A 15,908-nucleotide genomic window follows, 5' to 3' on the forward strand; every position below is an offset into this window, starting at 1 on the left:
GGGGTGAGGGGGCGCATTGAGTCATGAGCGATCCGGGGACGGGCGCAGGGTACGGAGACGGAGACCGAGAGGGGGAGGGAGGGCGCGGGACGGCGGGCGGCGTACGGACGCGGGCCGGGGAGCTGTGGGTCCGGCGGCTGCGGGCCACGGGGCTGTGGGTCCGGCGGCCGTGGCCCGGACGGCTGCGGGCCTGGCGGCTGCGCGACGACCGGGGCCAGGTCGCCGTCGAGTTCACCGGGATGCTCCCGGTCATCCTGGCCACGGCGGTCCTGCTCTGGCAGGCCACGTTGATCGGCTACACGTTCTCACTCGCGGGCAACGCGGCGGACGAGGCGGTACGGGCGGCGGCGGTGGCGGACGGCGACCGGAACGCGGCCTGTACGCAGGCCGCGGAGGAACACCTTCCCGGCGCCTGGAGCCTCGGTGATGTCAGCTGTCCGGCGGACGGGGATCTGGTCGACGCGGACATCGGGATCAATATCCCCGTGCTCTTCCCCGGCTTCGACATCCCGGTCGACATCACCGCTCACGCCTCCGCGGTGAAGGAGAGCGACTGATGAGGAAGCGACTGATGAGGAAGCGCGCACTCCGGGGCGGACAGCGGGGCCAGGTGGCCCTCGAATACATCGGCATGATCACCCTGCTTCTCTTCGTCGCCCTGGCCGCGATCCAGCTGGGGCTGGTCGCGTACGCCGTGCAGCAGGCGGGCACGGCGTCGCGGGCCGCCGCCCGTACCGCTTCGTACAACGAGACCAGCATGGACGCGCAAGCGGCGGGCCAGGCCGCGATGAGTTCCTGGCTGTCGGGCGCGGCGGACATCTACGTATCCACCTCGGGGGACGAGGTCAAGGCCACCGCGACGGTGCCGGTCCCGCGCATTCTGCCCATCTTCCAGTTCGATCCCGCGAAGAGGAGCGCCACCATGCCCCTCGACTGACCGTACGTGCTGGAGCAGCAGCACTCCAGCAGTCCAGCACCTCAGTACACGAGCAGCACCTCAGTACACGAGCAGCACGTCAGTACACAAGCAGCACGTCACTACACGAGCAGCACCTCGGCACACGAGAAGTACCTCAGTACACGAGCAGAATCTGGGAGTTGAGCACATGAGCCTGCGGGCGCGCATCAACAGCCCCGAGCCGACGAACGGGCACAGCGAGGAGAGTCTCCTCGTCGGGGTCTACCGCGCCAAGCTCCTGGAGGAGATCGACCTCGCGGAGATGTCCGCGCTCGCCGCGGCCGAGCGCCGGGCCCGCCTGGAGCGGGTCCTGAGCCACATCATCAGCCGGGAGGGCCCGGTCCTCTCCACCGTCGAACGCTCCCATCTGATCCGCCGGGTCGTCGACGAAGCCCTGGGGCTGGGGATCCTCGAACCCCTGCTCGAAGACGCCTCCATCAGCGAGATCATGGTGAACGGCGCGGACCAGGTCTTCGTCGAGCGCGGCGGGCGGCTGGAGATGCTGCCGATGCGGTTCACCTCCAACGAGCAGCTGATGCAGACCATCGAACGCATCGTCTCCACGGTCAACCGCCGTGTGGACGAGGCGAATCCGATGGTCGACGCCCGCCTCCCCTCGGGGGAGCGGGTCAACGTCATCATCCCGCCGCTCTCCCTGACCGGCCCGATCCTCACCATCCGGCGATTCCCGCGCGCCTTCACCCTCCAGGAGATGATCAGCCTCGGCTCGCTGGACGAGCAGATGATGGTCCTGCTGGCCGGTCTGGTGCGCGCGAAGTTCAATGTGATCGTCTCGGGGGCCACCGGCACCGGGAAGACGACCCTGCTCAACTCCCTCTCCGGGCTGATCCCCGACGGCGAGCGCATCGTCACCATCGAGGACTCCGCCGAGCTCCAGCTCCAGCAGTCCCATGTGATCACGCTGGAGAGCCGTCCCGCGAACGTCGAGGGCAAGGGCCAGGTCACCATCCGCGACCTCGTACGCAACTCCCTGCGTATGCGCCCCGACCGCATCATCGTCGGTGAGGTCCGTGGCGGCGAGACGCTCGACATGCTCCAGGCCATGTCCACCGGTCACGACGGCTCACTCGCCACCGTCCACGCCAACAGTGCCGAGGACGCGCTGATGCGACTCCAGACCCTGGCCTCCATGTCGGAGGTCGAGATCCCGTTCGTGGCGATCAAGGATCAGATCAACAGCGCGGTCGATGTGATCGTGCAGCTCACCCGGCACGCCGACGGCTCCCGCCGGATCACCGAGATCGCGATCGTCGACTCGCACGGGCGCGAGGAGTACCGGATCGTCTCCGTCTGCCGCTATCTCGCCCAGCCGATGGCGGCAGACGGGCGGATCTACGGGAAGTTCGAGTACTACCCGCTGCCGCGCAGGATCGCCGACCGCCTCTATCTGAAGAGCGAACCCGTTCCTCCGGCCTTCGGGGTCGCCCGCTCGGAGGAGGAGCTGGACGTACGCAGATCGGCGACCTGAGCGGCCGACCGCCCTGCTCGGCACACCCCCACCGCAGCCCCCGTTCTCGTCCCGTTCCCGTCCCGTCCCCGTCCATCGAGAAGGTCCCGGCACGACATGGAAAATCTTCCGCTCCTGACGATCGGCGTCACACTGCTCACGTGTGTGCTCGCCGTCATCGGCGTGCACGTCTACTCGGCGGGCAGGGCCCAGGGACAGGTGCTCTTCGAGCGCATGTCCCAGACGGCACAGCTGACGGCGCCGACCGGCCGGCGCCGGCGCTTCGCCGGTGTCGACCGCAAACTGCGCACCACGTCCCTGGGCAAACGCATCGATCGCAAGATCGCGGTCACGGGCCTCGATCTGACGACCGGCGAATACGCGGTGTACGTGGTGGCCGGACTGCTCGGGCTGTACTTCGCCGTCGGTGCGATCTTCGCCCCCTTCTTCGGCGTCCTGGCGGCGCTGATCGGCGTATGGGGCGGCAACGCCTTCCTCAACTGGCAGCGGGTGAAGCGCACGGAAGCGTTTATCAGCCAACTGCCGGAGCTCACGCGCGTACTCGCCAACGCCACACAGGCCGGACTCGCGATGCGTACGGCACTGGCGATGGCGGCCGAGGAGCTCGACAACCCGGCGGGCGAGGAGCTGCGCCGGGTCGCCGACCAACTCGCCGTCGGTCATTCCCTGGACGACGCACTCGGCGAGCTGGCGGACCGGCTGCCCTCGCGCGAACTGGTCGTTCTCGTCACGACGCTGGTGCTCTCCAGCCGGGCCGGCGGCCAGGTCGTGAGCTCCCTGCGCAACCTCACGGAGACGCTGGAGGAGCGCAAGGAGACCCGCCGCGAGGTCACGACGATGCTCTCCCAGGTCAAGGTCACCGCGCTGGCGGTACCGCTGCTCGGCCTCGGCTTCCTGCTGATGATCAACGGGATGGCGCCGGGGGCGCTCGACAAGATGACAGGTTCGGTGCTCGGTCAGATCGCCGTCGTCGTGGCCTTCGGCATGTACGGCGTCGGCTTCTTCCTGATCCGGCGTATGTCCCGGGTCCAGGTCTGAGAGGGGAGGGGAAGAGACATGGTGGGTCTGCTGCTCGCGGCCGTTCTGGGACTGGCCGTCTACGGTGCGCTCCACGGCGTACGCCTCATTCGCGCCGACGCCGAACTGCCCGGTGACCTCGCCGTCGCCCTGGAGGTCGGCGCCACCCGCACCACCGCCGTGGGATCCGGCATCGACCGGCTCGGCATGCGGTACGCCCCGTTCGTACTGCGCATCATGGGCCCCAAGCGGGTCGACGCGCTGCGCCGCCGGCTCGACATGGCGGGCAACCCCGGCGGTATAACCGTGGACCGCTACGCCGCTCGCCGCGCGGTCTACGGAATCCTCGGGGTGCTGGCCGCGCTCTCCCTGGTGATGCGCGGGCAGCCGGTCATCGGAATCCTCGCCCTGGCGTACGGCATGGTGTGGACCGACGTCATCATCCGCTCGGCCATCCGCAAGCGGAGGGACGACATCGAGCGCACGCTGCCCGACTTCCTCGATGTGCTCGCCGTCGTCGTCTCCGCGGGCCTCGGTTTCCGGCAGGCGCTGGAGCGGGTCGCGGACAAGTACCAGGGGCCCTGGTCCGACGAACTCCACATCACCCTGCGGCAGATGGACATGGGGCTCGGCCGGCGCGAGGCGTTCGACCAGCTGCGCAAGCGCAACGCGTCCGACCAGGTGTCGATGTTCGTCACGGCGCTCCAGCAGGGCGAGGAACTGGGCGCGCCCATCGTGGACACGCTGATACAGATCGCCAACGACATGCGCCGTACCGACGCCCAGAACGCCCGGCGCAGGGCCGCGCAGGCCGTTCCGAAGACCACGCTCGTAGTCACGATGGTGATGCTCCCGGCCACCATGCTGCTGATCGTCCTCAGCTTCTACTACGGCTCGGGGGTCGATTTCGGCGACATTCTCGGAGGCTGAGGCGCCGGCGCGGACATCCGTCCCACCACGTGACCGACCGCGGCCCGGAAACGCGAACCGCATACCAGAACGGGAGGTGACCCCCACCATGGCCCAGAGGAACGCCGCACTCTCCGGCGGTGTGAGCGACGACTTGTCCCGTACGGCGAAAGGCGCCGCTCCGAAGCATGTGCCGCCCCTGGCGATCCAGGTCAACGCTCTCCAGGCGCTGTGCCGCCAGGTGTTCGCCTTCAGGCTGGCGATGATCGCTCTCGCCGCGCCCTTCGCCCTGGACCGGACGGCATCGGGTCTCGCGATCTGGCTGGTCGGCTCGGCCGTGCTGGTCACCTTCATGGTGTCGTACGTGCTGCTGCGGGACTGGGAGCGCTTCGGCCCCTTCCTGCTGCGCCACCCCGTACTGCTCGCCGCCGACATGTTCTTCGGCGCGCTGCTCCTGACGACGGCGTCCCCGGACTCGACGCTCGCGTACGTCACCATCTGTACCCCGCTGCTGGCCGGGCTGGTGTACGGCTGGCGGGGCGCGGCGCTGTTCGCCATACTCCAGTCGCTGATCGTCGCGGGCGCGTACGCCGTCAACAGCGAGATCGAGATCGCGTTCAACGCGCTGCTCCTGCCGGGGTTCTGCGTCATCGCGGGCGCGGTCGGCAGCACTCTGCGCAACCTGATGCTGGGCTTCGGCACCGCCAGCCAGGCGTTGACCGAGGTCCGTGCCCAGCTCGCGGTGAACCGCGCCGTCGAGCAGGAACGCGCCCGCCTCGCCCGCGAGATGCACGACTCGGTGGCCAAGACCCTGCACGGCCTGGCCATGGCGGCGGACGGCCTGGCGAGCACCGCGGACCGGATGGACCCCCTGGTCGTCAAGCACCAGGCGGAACTGGTGGCACGCTCGGCACGGCGCGCGGCGGCCGAGTCGCGCGAGCTGCTCTCGGATCTGCGCCGGGAGTCGGGGCTGGACAGCGGGGTGGAGAGCGGGGTGAACAGCGGGGTCGACATGCTGGCCGAACTGCGCTCCCGTACGGCGGACTTCACCCGTCGCCAGGGCGTGAAGGCGACCTTCCGGCGGCTCGGCGACGCTTCCGTCCCGCCGATCCCCCACGCCGTGGCCCGGCACGCGCTGACGATCGCGACCGAGGCCATGGAGAACGCGCGGCGCCACGGGCACCCGACGTTCGTGAACGTGTCGGCCGGGGCGGTGGGTGATGTGCTGTGCGTCAGCGTGTACGACGACGGGCAGGGCCTGCCACCGGGCACGACCCTCGACAACCTGCGACAGGCGGGCCACTTCGGGCTGGTCGGGATGGTCGAGCGGGCCGCGTCCATCGGAGCCCGTATCCGTATCGGCAGGGGCCGGGCGGCGAAGGGCACGGAGGTGCGGCTGGAACTGCCGCTCACCGCTCTGAGCCCCTCGCCGCCCGCACAGCTGACCCGGCCCGCGGAGCTCACACCGGAGGAGCGGCGGCCCCGTCGCCGCGCACAGATCTCGCGATGACGACATGACATGACATGACACGACGCAACACGACACGACACGACACCTCACACCGACACCGTCCCCCACAGCTTCACTTCGAGAGGAGGCCGCGGCCATGCCGGACGAGATCTCCAGCGAGCCCGGATGCCAAGGGTCTCAAGGGTCCTACGGGCCCCGTGAGTCGCACCCGTCGCAGCACACGTCTTCACATGCCGCGTCGGTCAGCTCGGGAGTTCCCCCCGGACTTCCTCCGGGAGTTCCTCCGGGAGTTCCTCCGGGAGTTCCTTCGGGCAGGCCCACCGGAGTCCCTGCCTCCGCACCGCCGTTGGCATCCGGAGAGTTCCCCGACTTCCCCCTCCCCGAGGCGATGACGCCCGCGCCACCGATGCGCGTCGTGGTCGCGGACGACAACCCGGTGGTCCGCGCCGGCCTCACCGTCCTGCTCTCCGGGCGGGACGACATAGAGGTCGTCGCGGAGGCGTCGGACGGCCGCCAGGCGTACGAACAGGCCGTACAGCACCGACCGGACGTCATCCTGCTGGACGTCCGGATGCCGGGCGTCGACGGGCTCTCCGCCCTGCCGCACCTGGTGTGTCTGGCACCGGTCCTGATGATGACGTACAGCCGGGAGACCGAGACCGTCCACGAGGCGCTGAGGCTGGGTGCGGGCGGCTATCTCGTCCACGGCGAGTTCACGGCCGACCAACTGGTCCTCGCGGTGCGGGACATCAAGCAGGGCCGGGCCCATTTCACCCACTCCGCCTCCAGCGCGCTGCTGGCGACGGTCCGCGTACCACAGCAAACATCTGCACCTGCACACACACCTTTCCCGAACCGTTCGGTCGCAGGTCGCGTAACAGACGCCCAGGTAAGGGTAGTTGAGCCACCATCACCCTTACTGGGATTCCCTCAAAAACCTTCGCTTTCGCAAGTTGATGTGGGACATTCTCCTCAGGGTCGGCAGCAGTCCGGAGCTTCCGCGGCGCTGCACGCGGAGCTGAGCCAACGGGAGGTGGAGATCATGGATCTGATCGCGTCGGGATTGACCAATCAGCAGATCGCCGCCGCCTGCTTCATCAGCCAGAAGACCGTCAAGAACCACATCAACCGCATCTTCGCCAAACTGGACGCGGGCAGCCGCGGCGAAGCGATAGCCCTGTGGCACGGCATCTTGCGAGGGGGTTCGACGGGCCATGGCTGAGCACGCTCGCGATCTCCGGCCCACCAAGGGCACATCCGCCGCCGAGCCCGCGCCCGCCGCCGAGGCGACGGCGCCGGCCGCGGGGAACCCGGGAACCCCGGGGGCCTCAGGAACCCCGGGGGTCACTCGGGCACCAGGGGCACGGGCCCATTCCCCGCGCTGGGCCCTTAGTTGGGCCCTGAGGCCCATGTTTAGGGGAGCCTCACCGGCGTACGTTTCTTGTGTCGCGAGTGAGACCGGCCAGGAGGAAGCCGGAAGCACGAACGGCATCAGGGACTCGTACGAGTCGGCCGACAAGGGGCCGGCCGGCACCGGAGGGGAACACCATGTCGAACACCACGCTGAAGGCCGCCACCAGCGCCAAGCTCTACGTCGGCTCCTGGGCGAAGACCGCCGTCACGGCGATGAAGCGCCGCGGCGACAAGGGCCAGGGCGCCGTCGAGTACGTGGGAGTGATCGTTCTGGTGGCCCTGATCATCGTGGCCATCGTCGGCACGGGTGTCGCGGACGACATTGCCAACGGTCTTTCGGACAAGGTCAGCGAGATTCTGGACGCCGGCTGATCGCGCACTCTTCTCGCGAGGCAGGGCAGGCCGCCCCCATCTACATCACGATGGTGGCGGGCCTGCTCTTTCTCGCGCTCGCGTTCTTCGCGGTCGGCCAGGCCGGCGCCTCGCGTAACGGAACCCAGGCCGCGGCGGACGCCGCGGCCCTGGCGGCTGCTCAGGAGTCGCGGGACCAGTTCCGTGCCGAACTCCTGGGAAACCTGTTGACCCCCGGATATCTGGACGACATCTTCAACGGCAATCCGCTGGGTACCGCCCACGGCTGTGAGGTCGCGGCCCGCTTCGCCAACGGCAACAAGGCCGATCTGGACGGAGCGGGCGGATGTCACGCGCTGTCCGACAGATGGGGCTTCGCGGTCGGCGTCATCAGCCAGAAGCCGATGGGCGACAGCATTCTGTCGGGCACCAGGAACGAGCGTGCGACGGCTGAGGCCACGGCGGTCGTCGAGCCCCGGTGCAGCTTCAAGCCCGCCGAGGTCGAAACGAAGCCGTCGGAGGAGCCGGCCGACCCGGCCCCGAGCGACAGCCCTGCCCCGGACGACAGCGCTGCCCCGGACGACCCGGCCGACACCGAGCCGGAGTCACCGGGCTCACTCGTATGTGATGGCACCAAATGGAGTATCGACCCGGAGCACCTTGAGCTTCTCCCGGAGATGGCCGATCTATTCTCCGTCCGACTGGCCCAGGACTGACCGCGAGCGAACGCAAAGGAACCGTATTCATGAGTCTGTGGCATGGGGCGAAGGCCCGTAGAGCGGCGGGGGCCGCGCTCGCTGTGGCGGCGCTGACCGTCTCCCTGACAGCCTGCGGGGGAGACGACGGGGGCAGCAAGGAGAAGGGCGCCGACTCGTCGTCCTCCGCCCCCGCCGACGAGAAGCCCAAGGAAGAGGGGGACGAGGGCACCACGGTGCCGGACACCAGCAAGACTCTGGCAACCATCAACGGCAGCAGCGGGTTCCAGTTCGTCATCCATACCGCCACACGCGACGAGGGCGGTTTCCTCACGGTGACGGGGACGGTCAAGAACACGGGGAACAGCGGCCAGTCGGTGCCGATCCAGTGGAACGGGTCGGAGACGCAGGTGAGGCGGACCGGTCGCTCCTTGGCCGGAATGACGCTGGTGGACAAGGCGGACAAGAAGCGTTACTACGTCCTGCGGGACACCGAGGGCTACCCGCTGACCACGACAGGTATCAGTCGTATCGACGCCGGGGCCAGCGAAACCTTCTTCGCTCAGTTCCCGGCTCCGCCGGAGTCGACGGCCCAGGTCGACCTCCAGCTTCCGATGATGCCCACCGCGACGATTGAGATCTCCTGATGCGTGCCACGACGCCCGGCGCACGCAGGGCATCCAGGCGCCCAGCGGCGACGACTCTCGCCGCGGCCGTGCTGTTCACCGGCATGCAGTTCACCGTGGCGGCCGGCGCCCGCGCCGACGAGAGCCCGAGTACGCCCCCCGGCACCGAATCGACCTCGCCGCCGCCCCAGGTGGACGGCAACGCGCCCGGTCTCAAGCTCAGGGGCGGTGCCACGCTCGCCCCGGCGAAGGTGCTCGACATCATCTCGGTCATCGAATCCGAGGGGGGTGAGGAGCGTCGCGAGGACACCAACGAGAACGTGAAGTTCGCGCTTCAGGCCGAAGTCCTCTTCGGCAAGGACAGCGCCAAGCTGTCCTCGGACGCCAACTCCCGTATCGCCGCCATCGCCAACGAGATCAAGAAGCAGAGCACGACCAAGGTCCGCGTCTTCGGATTCACGGACGACCTCGGCTCGGCCGCGCACGGGGACAAGCTCTCCAAGGAGCGCGCGGAAGCCGTCCACGGAGTCCTCGACAAGGAGCTGGCCTCTGCCGGGATCACGTACGAAATCCGTGGCTACGGCGAGGACTACCCGATCGCGGACAACAGCAACGAGGAGGGCCGCAAGAAGAACCGTCGCGTGGAGGTCTCCTTCCCGCGCGGCGAGAGCGGCGGTTCGCAGAACTGACGCGTCGTACGAGCGAGGGCCCGGCCCGCCGTGAAAGCAGTGCGGGTCGGGCGGGCTTCAGCGGTGCCCCGCCCCGGGCCCGACCGCCGACTGCCGACCGCTGCCCGTCGATCTGTCGACCGTCGTCGGCCAGGGGCAGGCCACGGACAGGCCACGGACAGGCCAGGACAGGCCAGGACAGGCCAGGCCAGGGGCAGGCCACGGACCGGCGAGCCCGGTCCTGCCTCATAGAGCCGTAACCGTCCCTGGATACAGTGCGCGGGTGCACGGTACGTCCGGCGGGAACCGTGAGGCCGTACATGCGCGTGAGCCCATGAAGCCGGGCGCTTTCGGTAGTTGACATATGCGGAGCACTGCACAGGAGCAGAGCACAGCAGAACGGGGGACGGGGACTGATGGACACGGAGAACGAGGGCGGGGTATTCCGGGCGCTGGAGGCCGGCGATCCGCCGACCATCGCCGGTTATCGCATCAGCGCCAAGCTCGGCGAAGGCGGTATGGGCAAGGTCTACCTCTCGTACACGCCCGGTGGCCGACCTGTGGCGATCAAGGTCATCCGTCCGGACTTCGCCGGTGACCCGGAATTCCGCCGGCGCTTCAAGCTGGAAGTACGGGCCGCGGAGCGCGTGCAGGGGCTCTACACCGCGCCGGTCATCGACAGCGACACCGACGGGCCCAGCCCCTGGCTCGCGACCGCCTATGTACCCGGCCCGTCGGTGCACGCGGCGGTCGTCGAGCACGGTGCGCTGCCGGTGTCGGCCGTACTGCTCATGGTCGCCGGGATCGCCGAGGCGCTCCAGGTCATCCACGGCGCGGGCATCGTGCACCGCGATCTCAAGCCGTCGAACGTCCTGCTCGCCGTGGACGGACCGCGCGTCATCGACTTCGGTATCGCCCGCGCGACCGACGCCACGTCACTCACCGGCAGTGGCGTCACGATCGGCACTCCCGCCTTCATGTCCCCGGAACAGGCCTCGGGGACGAGCTGCACCGCGGCGTCGGACATCTTCGCGCTCGGCCAGGTGGCCGCCTTCGCGGGGATCGGGAACCCGGCCTTCGGCGAGGGCGCTTCCCACGCGGTGCTGTACCGCATCGTCCACGAGGCGCCGAATCTCACCGGCCTCCCGGCGGAACTGCGCGAACTCGTCGAACGCTGCCTGGCCAAGGACCCCGCCGGGCGGCCGTCCCTGGCCGAGGTCATCGACATCTGCCGTGAGGCCTCGCCGGAGACCCAACTGCGCCGATCCGACGACTGGTTGCCGTCCCCCGTCAACGCCGACATCGACCGACGGGAGGCGGCCCCCGCCCCGCCGCACACCCCGCCCCCGCCGCACACCCCGCCCCCGGCGACGGAGGCATCCGTCGCGCCGCCCGTCGGGCCGTCCACGCCGCCGCCCGTTCCGACGCAGCTCGACGCTTCGCACCTGCATGCCGCACCGACTGTCCTGGGCGACGGGCAGCGGCAGGGGCCAAGGCCCGGCACGTACCCGTCCACGCCGCACCCGCCTTCGCCGCACACCCCGGCGCCGTACTCCCCGGGGACCTACCCAGGCGCTGCCTACCCGCCAAGGCCCTATCAGCCGGGGCCCGGCGCACCGCAGACCGCGCCTTTCCAGCCGGGGAAGAGCCGGGGAGGGCTCATCGTGACGCTGGTTCTGGCCGGGGTGATGGTCCTCGCCGGCGCCCTGTACCTGACGCGTGGCAACACGACGGACGACAACAAGGCGTCGAGCGGCGGGCAGGCGAGCAGCGGATCCACGGGATCCGGCGCGCCGGCCGGCGGTGAGAGTCCCGCCGCCGATCCGAAGCCGCTCACGTTCACGTCCGTCAACCTCACCAGCGGCTATTACGTGATGCTCAACGACGACGAGCTCCGCCCGGTCAAGGGCGACGTCAACTACGAGGGAGATTTCGGCTACCGGGTCGCCGCGCTGCTCGACCCCTCGACCGTGGCGACCGGAGAGAACGACAACACCATGACGCTGGTGGACCAGGGCAAAAAGGGATCGCTCGCGTTGTGCCGGGACGACACCCGCTTCGTCAAGTCGCTGGAGACCGACAAGCTCAGCAAGGGCTCACAGATCTGCGTCCAGACCGCGTCGGGACACATCGGACTCGTCACGCTACGAGCATTCGGGCCGTGGACCGAGTCGAGCGCGGCCGATGGGGGAGGGAGCCAGTACGTGACGGTGGACGTCACGGTCTGGCGCAACGCGGGCCGGTCGTCGTCATCGTCGTGAGGCCGCGAGCGCCCCGAGTCGCCTGCTGACGCCGTTGCTTGGGCCATGGGGCCCAAGCAACGGCAAACCGGAGCCGCTGGGGAAAGCCGTCGCGTACCGCCAGATCGTCGGGCCCGAGGACAACCGCCCGGCCGTCTCCGAGTTCCTCACCACTCACGGCGCACAGGGCGCCAAGCTCACCCGACGCCCTGCTGGACAGCCACCCGAACTCCTGGCCGCAGCCCCCACCTCGCCATCGCCCCGCCCTCCGCCTCCAGCACATGGCGGGCCCGCCACCGGGGAAGAGGGAACCGCCCCGGCTTCAGCGTCCGGACATCGATGACCTTCAACTCCTTGTCCAGATACGCCACATCGATCGTGAAGCGCATCCGGAAGGTGTGCACGCTGTTGCACGGGGTGATCAGCAGCGCGCCCTCGATCCCGGCCCGCCCGAGCAGACCACGCCGCCGGGTCCCGTAGGAGGCGGCGATCTCCAGATCCACGTGCCGGTCAAGCTCCGGGGCAGCCCCCGCGACCGTCAAACGTCCGCTGCCGTTGCGCCAAGTGCCCATGGCCGTAGACCGTAGCCCTCGTCGTACGGCGGCACGCCCCGCGCGGTCGGTTCTGGGTCCTGGAACACCGGGAGTTGGGCCCGTGGACCCACGACCGGGCCCGGCGCCGGACTCTAGAGTCGGGGAGGTGTACGCCACGCTGATCGCCGTCGCCGTCGCTGTTGTCTGGGGTGGAGCCACCGGGCTGCTGCTGCCGCGTGCCGCGTACCGGCTGTCGGTCGAGCCGGAGGAACCCTGGCGGGACAGCTGCCCGGCCGGCCACCCGATCACCGGGCCCGCTCGCGGATGGCTCGGCGGTGCGCGGTGCGCGGGATGCGACGTGGCGGCCGTCCCCTTCCGTACGGCGGAGAGCGCCCACGCTCCCTCCCGTACGACGGAGAGCGCCCACGCCCCCTCCCGTACGGCGCAGAGCCCCTACGCCCCCTCTCTCCTCGTCCCCCTCCTCACCGCCCTCGTCTGCGCGGCCCTCGCCGCCGCCACCGGCCCCCGCCCCGAACTCGCCGTATGGCTCCTGCTCACGCCCGTCGCCGTACTCCTCGCCCTCGTCGACCGCAACGTCCACCGCCTCCCGGACCACCTGACGCTGCCCCTCGCCGTGGCCGCCGCCGTACTGCTCGGCCTCGCCGCGCTGCTCCCCGGGGACGGGGGCTCCTGGCCGACCGCCCTGCTCGGCGGACTCGCCCTCGGCGCCTGCTACTTCGTACTGTTCCTGATCAACCCGAACGGCATGGGCTTCGGTGACGTCAAGCTCGCCATCTCCCTCGGTGTCACCCTCGGCTGGTACGGATGGCCGGTGCTGTGCGTCGGGGCCTTCGCCGGGTTCCTGCTCGGTTCGCTGTACGGACTCGGCCTGATGCTGCTGCGCCGCGCGGGCGGCAAGTCGGCGATCCCCTTCGGCCCGTTCATGATCACCGGCGCGCTGCTGGGCATCGTCCTCGGCGGCCTCGCCGCAGCCTGAGCCCGCCGCCCCGATCCGCACCGCACGCCCCGCACGCACCGCACAGCGCAAAAGCGTTCGCGCCCCCGGCGAACCCCTGCCACCCTCACCCCATGTCCGCCAGCATGTCCCCCCGCCGTGCCCGTACGTTCGAAGAGCTGATCGCCGAGGCCGAGGCGGTGTCCGTCGAGGGCTGGGATTTCTCCTGGCTGGACGGCCGGGCCGGCGAGGAACGCCCCGCCTGGGGCTATGCCCGGTCGATGGCCGAGCGGATGGCCCGCGCCACGGCCGCCCTGGACATCCAGACCGGCGGGGGTGAAGTCCTCGCGTCCGTACCGAAGCTGCCGGCCCTCACCGTGGCCACCGAGTCATGGCCACCGAACCTCGCCCGTGCCACCGCCCTGCTGGGTCCGCTCGGCGTCCCGGTCGTCGCCGACCCCGACAAGCCGCCGCTGCCCTTCGCCGACGGCGCCTTCGATCTGGTGGTCAGCCGCCATCCGGTACACGCCTGGTGGCAGGAGATCGCCCGGGTCCTGCGGCCGGGCGGTACGTACTTCTCCCAGGAGGTCGGCCCCGCCAGCGTCTTCGAACTGGTCGAGTACTTCCTCGGCCCGCAGCCGCCCGCCGCCCGGTCCGCCCGCGACCCCGAGCGGGCCGCACGGGACGCCGAAGCGGCCGGCCTCGATGTCATCGACCTGCGGACGGCGGAGCTGCGCACCGAGTTCCTCGACATCGGTGCCGTCGTCTACTTCCTGCGGAAGGTGATCTGGATGGTGCCCGGCTTCACGGTCGAGCGGTACCGCGACCGGCTGGAGGCGCTGCATCGCCGTATCGAGACCGAAGGGCCGTTCGTGGCCACGACGACCCGCTTCCTGATCGAAGCGGTCAAGCCCGAGTCCTGATCCAGGAAGCGGTCAAAGCCCGAGCCCGCCCCGACATCACGAAACCCCCTCCAGGTCACGCTGCGCATTGTCACGCGATGACGCGATGGGCCCGGGAGTCGCACATGCCGGCCCCCGCCCGCCGTGACGGCGGCCTCCGAACAGCTCTCGAACAGCCCCGGAACAACCCCCGAACGGCCTCCGATCCGCCGCGGTCAAAGCGATACCCCCGCCGGAGTCGCTCCTGAGGGTTACGGGTTCGGCGTGGCAAGTACTCGCCACGCCGAACCACGGCACCCCCGAAAAGCCTGGTATTACGGGCCTCCCACGGCGTACCCCCGCCTCTGGAACACAGCCTTGGCCTGTCTTGGCGCCCATCAGCCCTCACAAAGGGTTATGGTGGAAACCCCCCCTCGGGCCGGTCCGTATCCCCCCCACGGACCGGCCCGGCTTTTTTATGCGTGGGCAGGCACGCGGGCAGGTACAGGCGCAGGCACCGGGCCCCGCCCGCTACGCACCGTCAGCTCCGCGCGGTGAGCGACGCGCCATCAGCTCCGCGCCGTGAGTCACGAGCCATCAGCTCCGCACCGTCAGCTCCGCCTGGCCCAGATGTTCGTGCCCTCGGTGTCCACCGCGAAGCCGTCGATCTCCTTCAGCTCCTCGGCGGTCAGCGTGGGCCCGGCCAGCGCCGCCACGTTCTGCTCCACCTGTTTCACACTGGACGCGCCGATCAGCGCGGACGTCATCCGCGGATCGCGCAGCACCCACGTCAGCGCCAGCTGTGCCAGCGACTGGCCGCGCCGCCGGGCGATCTCGTCGAGGCCCGTCAGCCGCCGTACGACATCGTCCGACAGCAGATCCGGGTCCAGGGACTTGCCCTGCGCCGCCCGGGACCCCTCCGGAATCCCCTTCAGGTACTTGTCCGTCAGCAGCCCCTGGGCGAGCGGCACGAAGGAGATGCAGCCCATCCCGGCCGTCTCCAGGGCGTCCAGCAGCCCGTCGTCCTCGGTCCAGCGGTTGATCATCGAGTACGACGGCTGGTGGATGAGCGCCGGGACACCCATCTCCTTCAGCAGCCGGGCCGCCTCGGCGGTCTGCTCCGCGTTGTACGACGACACCCCCACGTACAGCGCCTTGCCCTGCCGCACGGCGGACGCCAGCGCCCCCATCGTCTCCTCGAGCGGAGTGTTCGCGTCGAAGCGGTGGGAGTAGAAGATGTCGACGTAGTCGAGCCCCATCCGCTTCAGCGACGCGTCCAGCGAGGACGTCAGGTACTTACGGGATCCCCACTCACCGTAAGGACCGGGATGCATCAGATATCCGGCCTTGGTCGAAATGACGAGTTCGTCCCGATAGGCAGAGAAGTCCTGGGCAAAGATCTTGCCGAAATTCAGCTCGGCGGATCCCGGCGGCGGGCCGTAGTTGTTCGCCAGATCGAAGTGCGTGATGCCGAGATCGAAGGCGCGGCGCAGGATCGCGCGCTGCGAATCGAGGGTCCGGTCGTCGCCGAAGTTGTGCCAGAGCCCGAGGGAGATCGCGGGCAGTTTCAGGCCACTTCGCCCGCTGCGCCGGTACTCCATGGACTCATACCGGTCACCGGCCGCGAGGTAAGGGGGAAAATTAGTCACGCTTACCTCCTTATCACGGACTTGTGACAGACCGGGTTGGGCCGCTGTGGGGC

Annotated in this window: 16 protein-coding genes; 14 read left to right on the forward strand and 2 right to left on the reverse strand. The window is 69.6% G+C overall.

All coding sequences use genetic code 11. The annotated features are described in order from the left end of the window. Nucleotides 1-23: 23 nt before the first annotated feature. The 12 genes from ACIQD6_RS02400 to ACIQD6_RS02455 all read left to right on the forward strand — a co-directional run bounded on the left by ACIQD6_RS02400 (nucleotide 24) and on the right by ACIQD6_RS02455 (nucleotide 11,858). Nucleotides 24-557 carry a TadE/TadG family type IV pilus assembly protein gene (locus ACIQD6_RS02400; protein WP_401877184.1) on the forward strand — a complete coding sequence of 178 codons (534 nt, stop codon included), beginning with the start codon at nucleotides 24-26 and terminating at the stop codon, nucleotides 555-557. Beyond that, nucleotides 557-937, forward strand: coding sequence for a TadE/TadG family type IV pilus assembly protein (locus ACIQD6_RS02405; protein WP_401877186.1), 381 nt, complete (start codon nucleotides 557-559; stop codon nucleotides 935-937). Before ACIQD6_RS02400 ends, ACIQD6_RS02405 begins: the two co-directional genes overlap by 1 nt. Nucleotides 938-1,106: 169 nt before the next feature. Further along, entirely contained in the window at nucleotides 1,107-2,447 is a 1,341-nt protein-coding gene (locus ACIQD6_RS02410; protein ID WP_401877188.1) for a CpaF family protein, read from the forward strand. Nucleotides 2,448-2,543: 96 nt separating this feature from the next. Beyond that, nucleotides 2,544-3,485, forward strand: a complete 942-nt coding sequence (locus tag ACIQD6_RS02415) for a type II secretion system F family protein (RefSeq protein ID WP_401877190.1) — start codon at nucleotides 2,544-2,546, stop codon at nucleotides 3,483-3,485. 21 nt (nucleotides 3,486-3,506) lie between these two features. After that, nucleotides 3,507-4,394: a DUF5936 domain-containing protein gene (locus tag ACIQD6_RS02420; protein WP_401878085.1), complete on the forward strand. Its 888-nt coding sequence runs from the start codon at nucleotides 3,507-3,509 to the stop codon at nucleotides 4,392-4,394. Between the two features lie 88 nt (nucleotides 4,395-4,482). Beyond that, nucleotides 4,483-5,883 (forward strand): sensor histidine kinase, encoded by a 1,401-nt coding sequence (locus tag ACIQD6_RS02425; protein ID WP_401877192.1) that lies wholly within the window; start codon nucleotides 4,483-4,485, stop codon nucleotides 5,881-5,883. A gap of 97 nt (nucleotides 5,884-5,980) precedes the next feature. Continuing rightward, on the forward strand, nucleotides 5,981-7,066 hold the full coding sequence (locus tag ACIQD6_RS02430) for a response regulator (protein WP_401877194.1): 1,086 nt from the start codon (nucleotides 5,981-5,983) through the stop codon (nucleotides 7,064-7,066). A 326-nt stretch (nucleotides 7,067-7,392) separates the two neighbouring features. After that, nucleotides 7,393-7,629 carry a hypothetical protein gene (locus ACIQD6_RS02435; protein WP_401877196.1) on the forward strand — a complete coding sequence of 79 codons (237 nt, stop codon included), beginning with the start codon at nucleotides 7,393-7,395 and terminating at the stop codon, nucleotides 7,627-7,629. Next, nucleotides 7,629-8,324, forward strand: coding sequence for a pilus assembly protein TadG-related protein (locus ACIQD6_RS02440; protein WP_401878088.1), 696 nt, complete (start codon nucleotides 7,629-7,631; stop codon nucleotides 8,322-8,324). Before ACIQD6_RS02435 ends, ACIQD6_RS02440 begins: the two co-directional genes overlap by 1 nt. 29 nt (nucleotides 8,325-8,353) lie before the next feature. Beyond that, the gene (locus ACIQD6_RS02445; RefSeq protein ID WP_401877197.1) at nucleotides 8,354-8,950 is read left to right on the forward strand and encodes a hypothetical protein; all 597 of its coding nucleotides are present in this window, start codon (nucleotides 8,354-8,356) and stop codon (nucleotides 8,948-8,950) included. Then, nucleotides 8,950-9,618 (forward strand): OmpA family protein, encoded by a 669-nt coding sequence (locus ACIQD6_RS02450; protein ID WP_401877199.1) that lies wholly within the window; start codon nucleotides 8,950-8,952, stop codon nucleotides 9,616-9,618. Before ACIQD6_RS02445 ends, ACIQD6_RS02450 begins: the two co-directional genes overlap by 1 nt. A gap of 395 nt (nucleotides 9,619-10,013) precedes the next feature. Continuing rightward, on the forward strand, nucleotides 10,014-11,858 hold the full coding sequence (locus ACIQD6_RS02455) for a serine/threonine-protein kinase (protein ID WP_401877200.1): 1,845 nt from the start codon (nucleotides 10,014-10,016) through the stop codon (nucleotides 11,856-11,858). 176 nt (nucleotides 11,859-12,034) lie between these two features. Here the strand turns inward: ACIQD6_RS02455 and ACIQD6_RS02460 are convergent, their stop codons facing one another. Then, complete coding sequence (locus ACIQD6_RS02460) at nucleotides 12,035-12,409, reverse strand: DUF192 domain-containing protein (RefSeq protein ID WP_401877201.1); 375 nt, start codon at nucleotides 12,407-12,409, stop codon at nucleotides 12,035-12,037. A gap of 127 nt (nucleotides 12,410-12,536) precedes the next feature. Between ACIQD6_RS02460 and ACIQD6_RS02465 the strand changes: the two genes are divergently transcribed. Together ACIQD6_RS02465 and ACIQD6_RS02470 are read left to right on the forward strand one after the other, a co-directional pair. After that, nucleotides 12,537-13,367, forward strand: coding sequence for a prepilin peptidase (locus tag ACIQD6_RS02465; RefSeq protein ID WP_401877203.1), 831 nt, complete (start codon nucleotides 12,537-12,539; stop codon nucleotides 13,365-13,367). A gap of 92 nt (nucleotides 13,368-13,459) precedes the next feature. Beyond that, entirely contained in the window at nucleotides 13,460-14,248 is a 789-nt protein-coding gene (locus ACIQD6_RS02470) for a class I SAM-dependent methyltransferase (RefSeq protein ID WP_401877204.1), read from the forward strand. Between the two features lie 569 nt (nucleotides 14,249-14,817). Here ACIQD6_RS02470 and mgrA read toward each other — a convergent pair. Then, complete coding sequence (gene mgrA / locus ACIQD6_RS02475; protein WP_401877205.1) at nucleotides 14,818-15,855, reverse strand: L-glyceraldehyde 3-phosphate reductase; 1,038 nt, start codon at nucleotides 15,853-15,855, stop codon at nucleotides 14,818-14,820. Nucleotides 15,856-15,908: the final 53 nt, after the last annotated feature.

Source organism: Streptomyces sp. NPDC088400, assembly GCF_044753355.1.
Classification (GTDB): domain Bacteria; phylum Actinomycetota; class Actinomycetes; order Streptomycetales; family Streptomycetaceae; genus Streptomyces.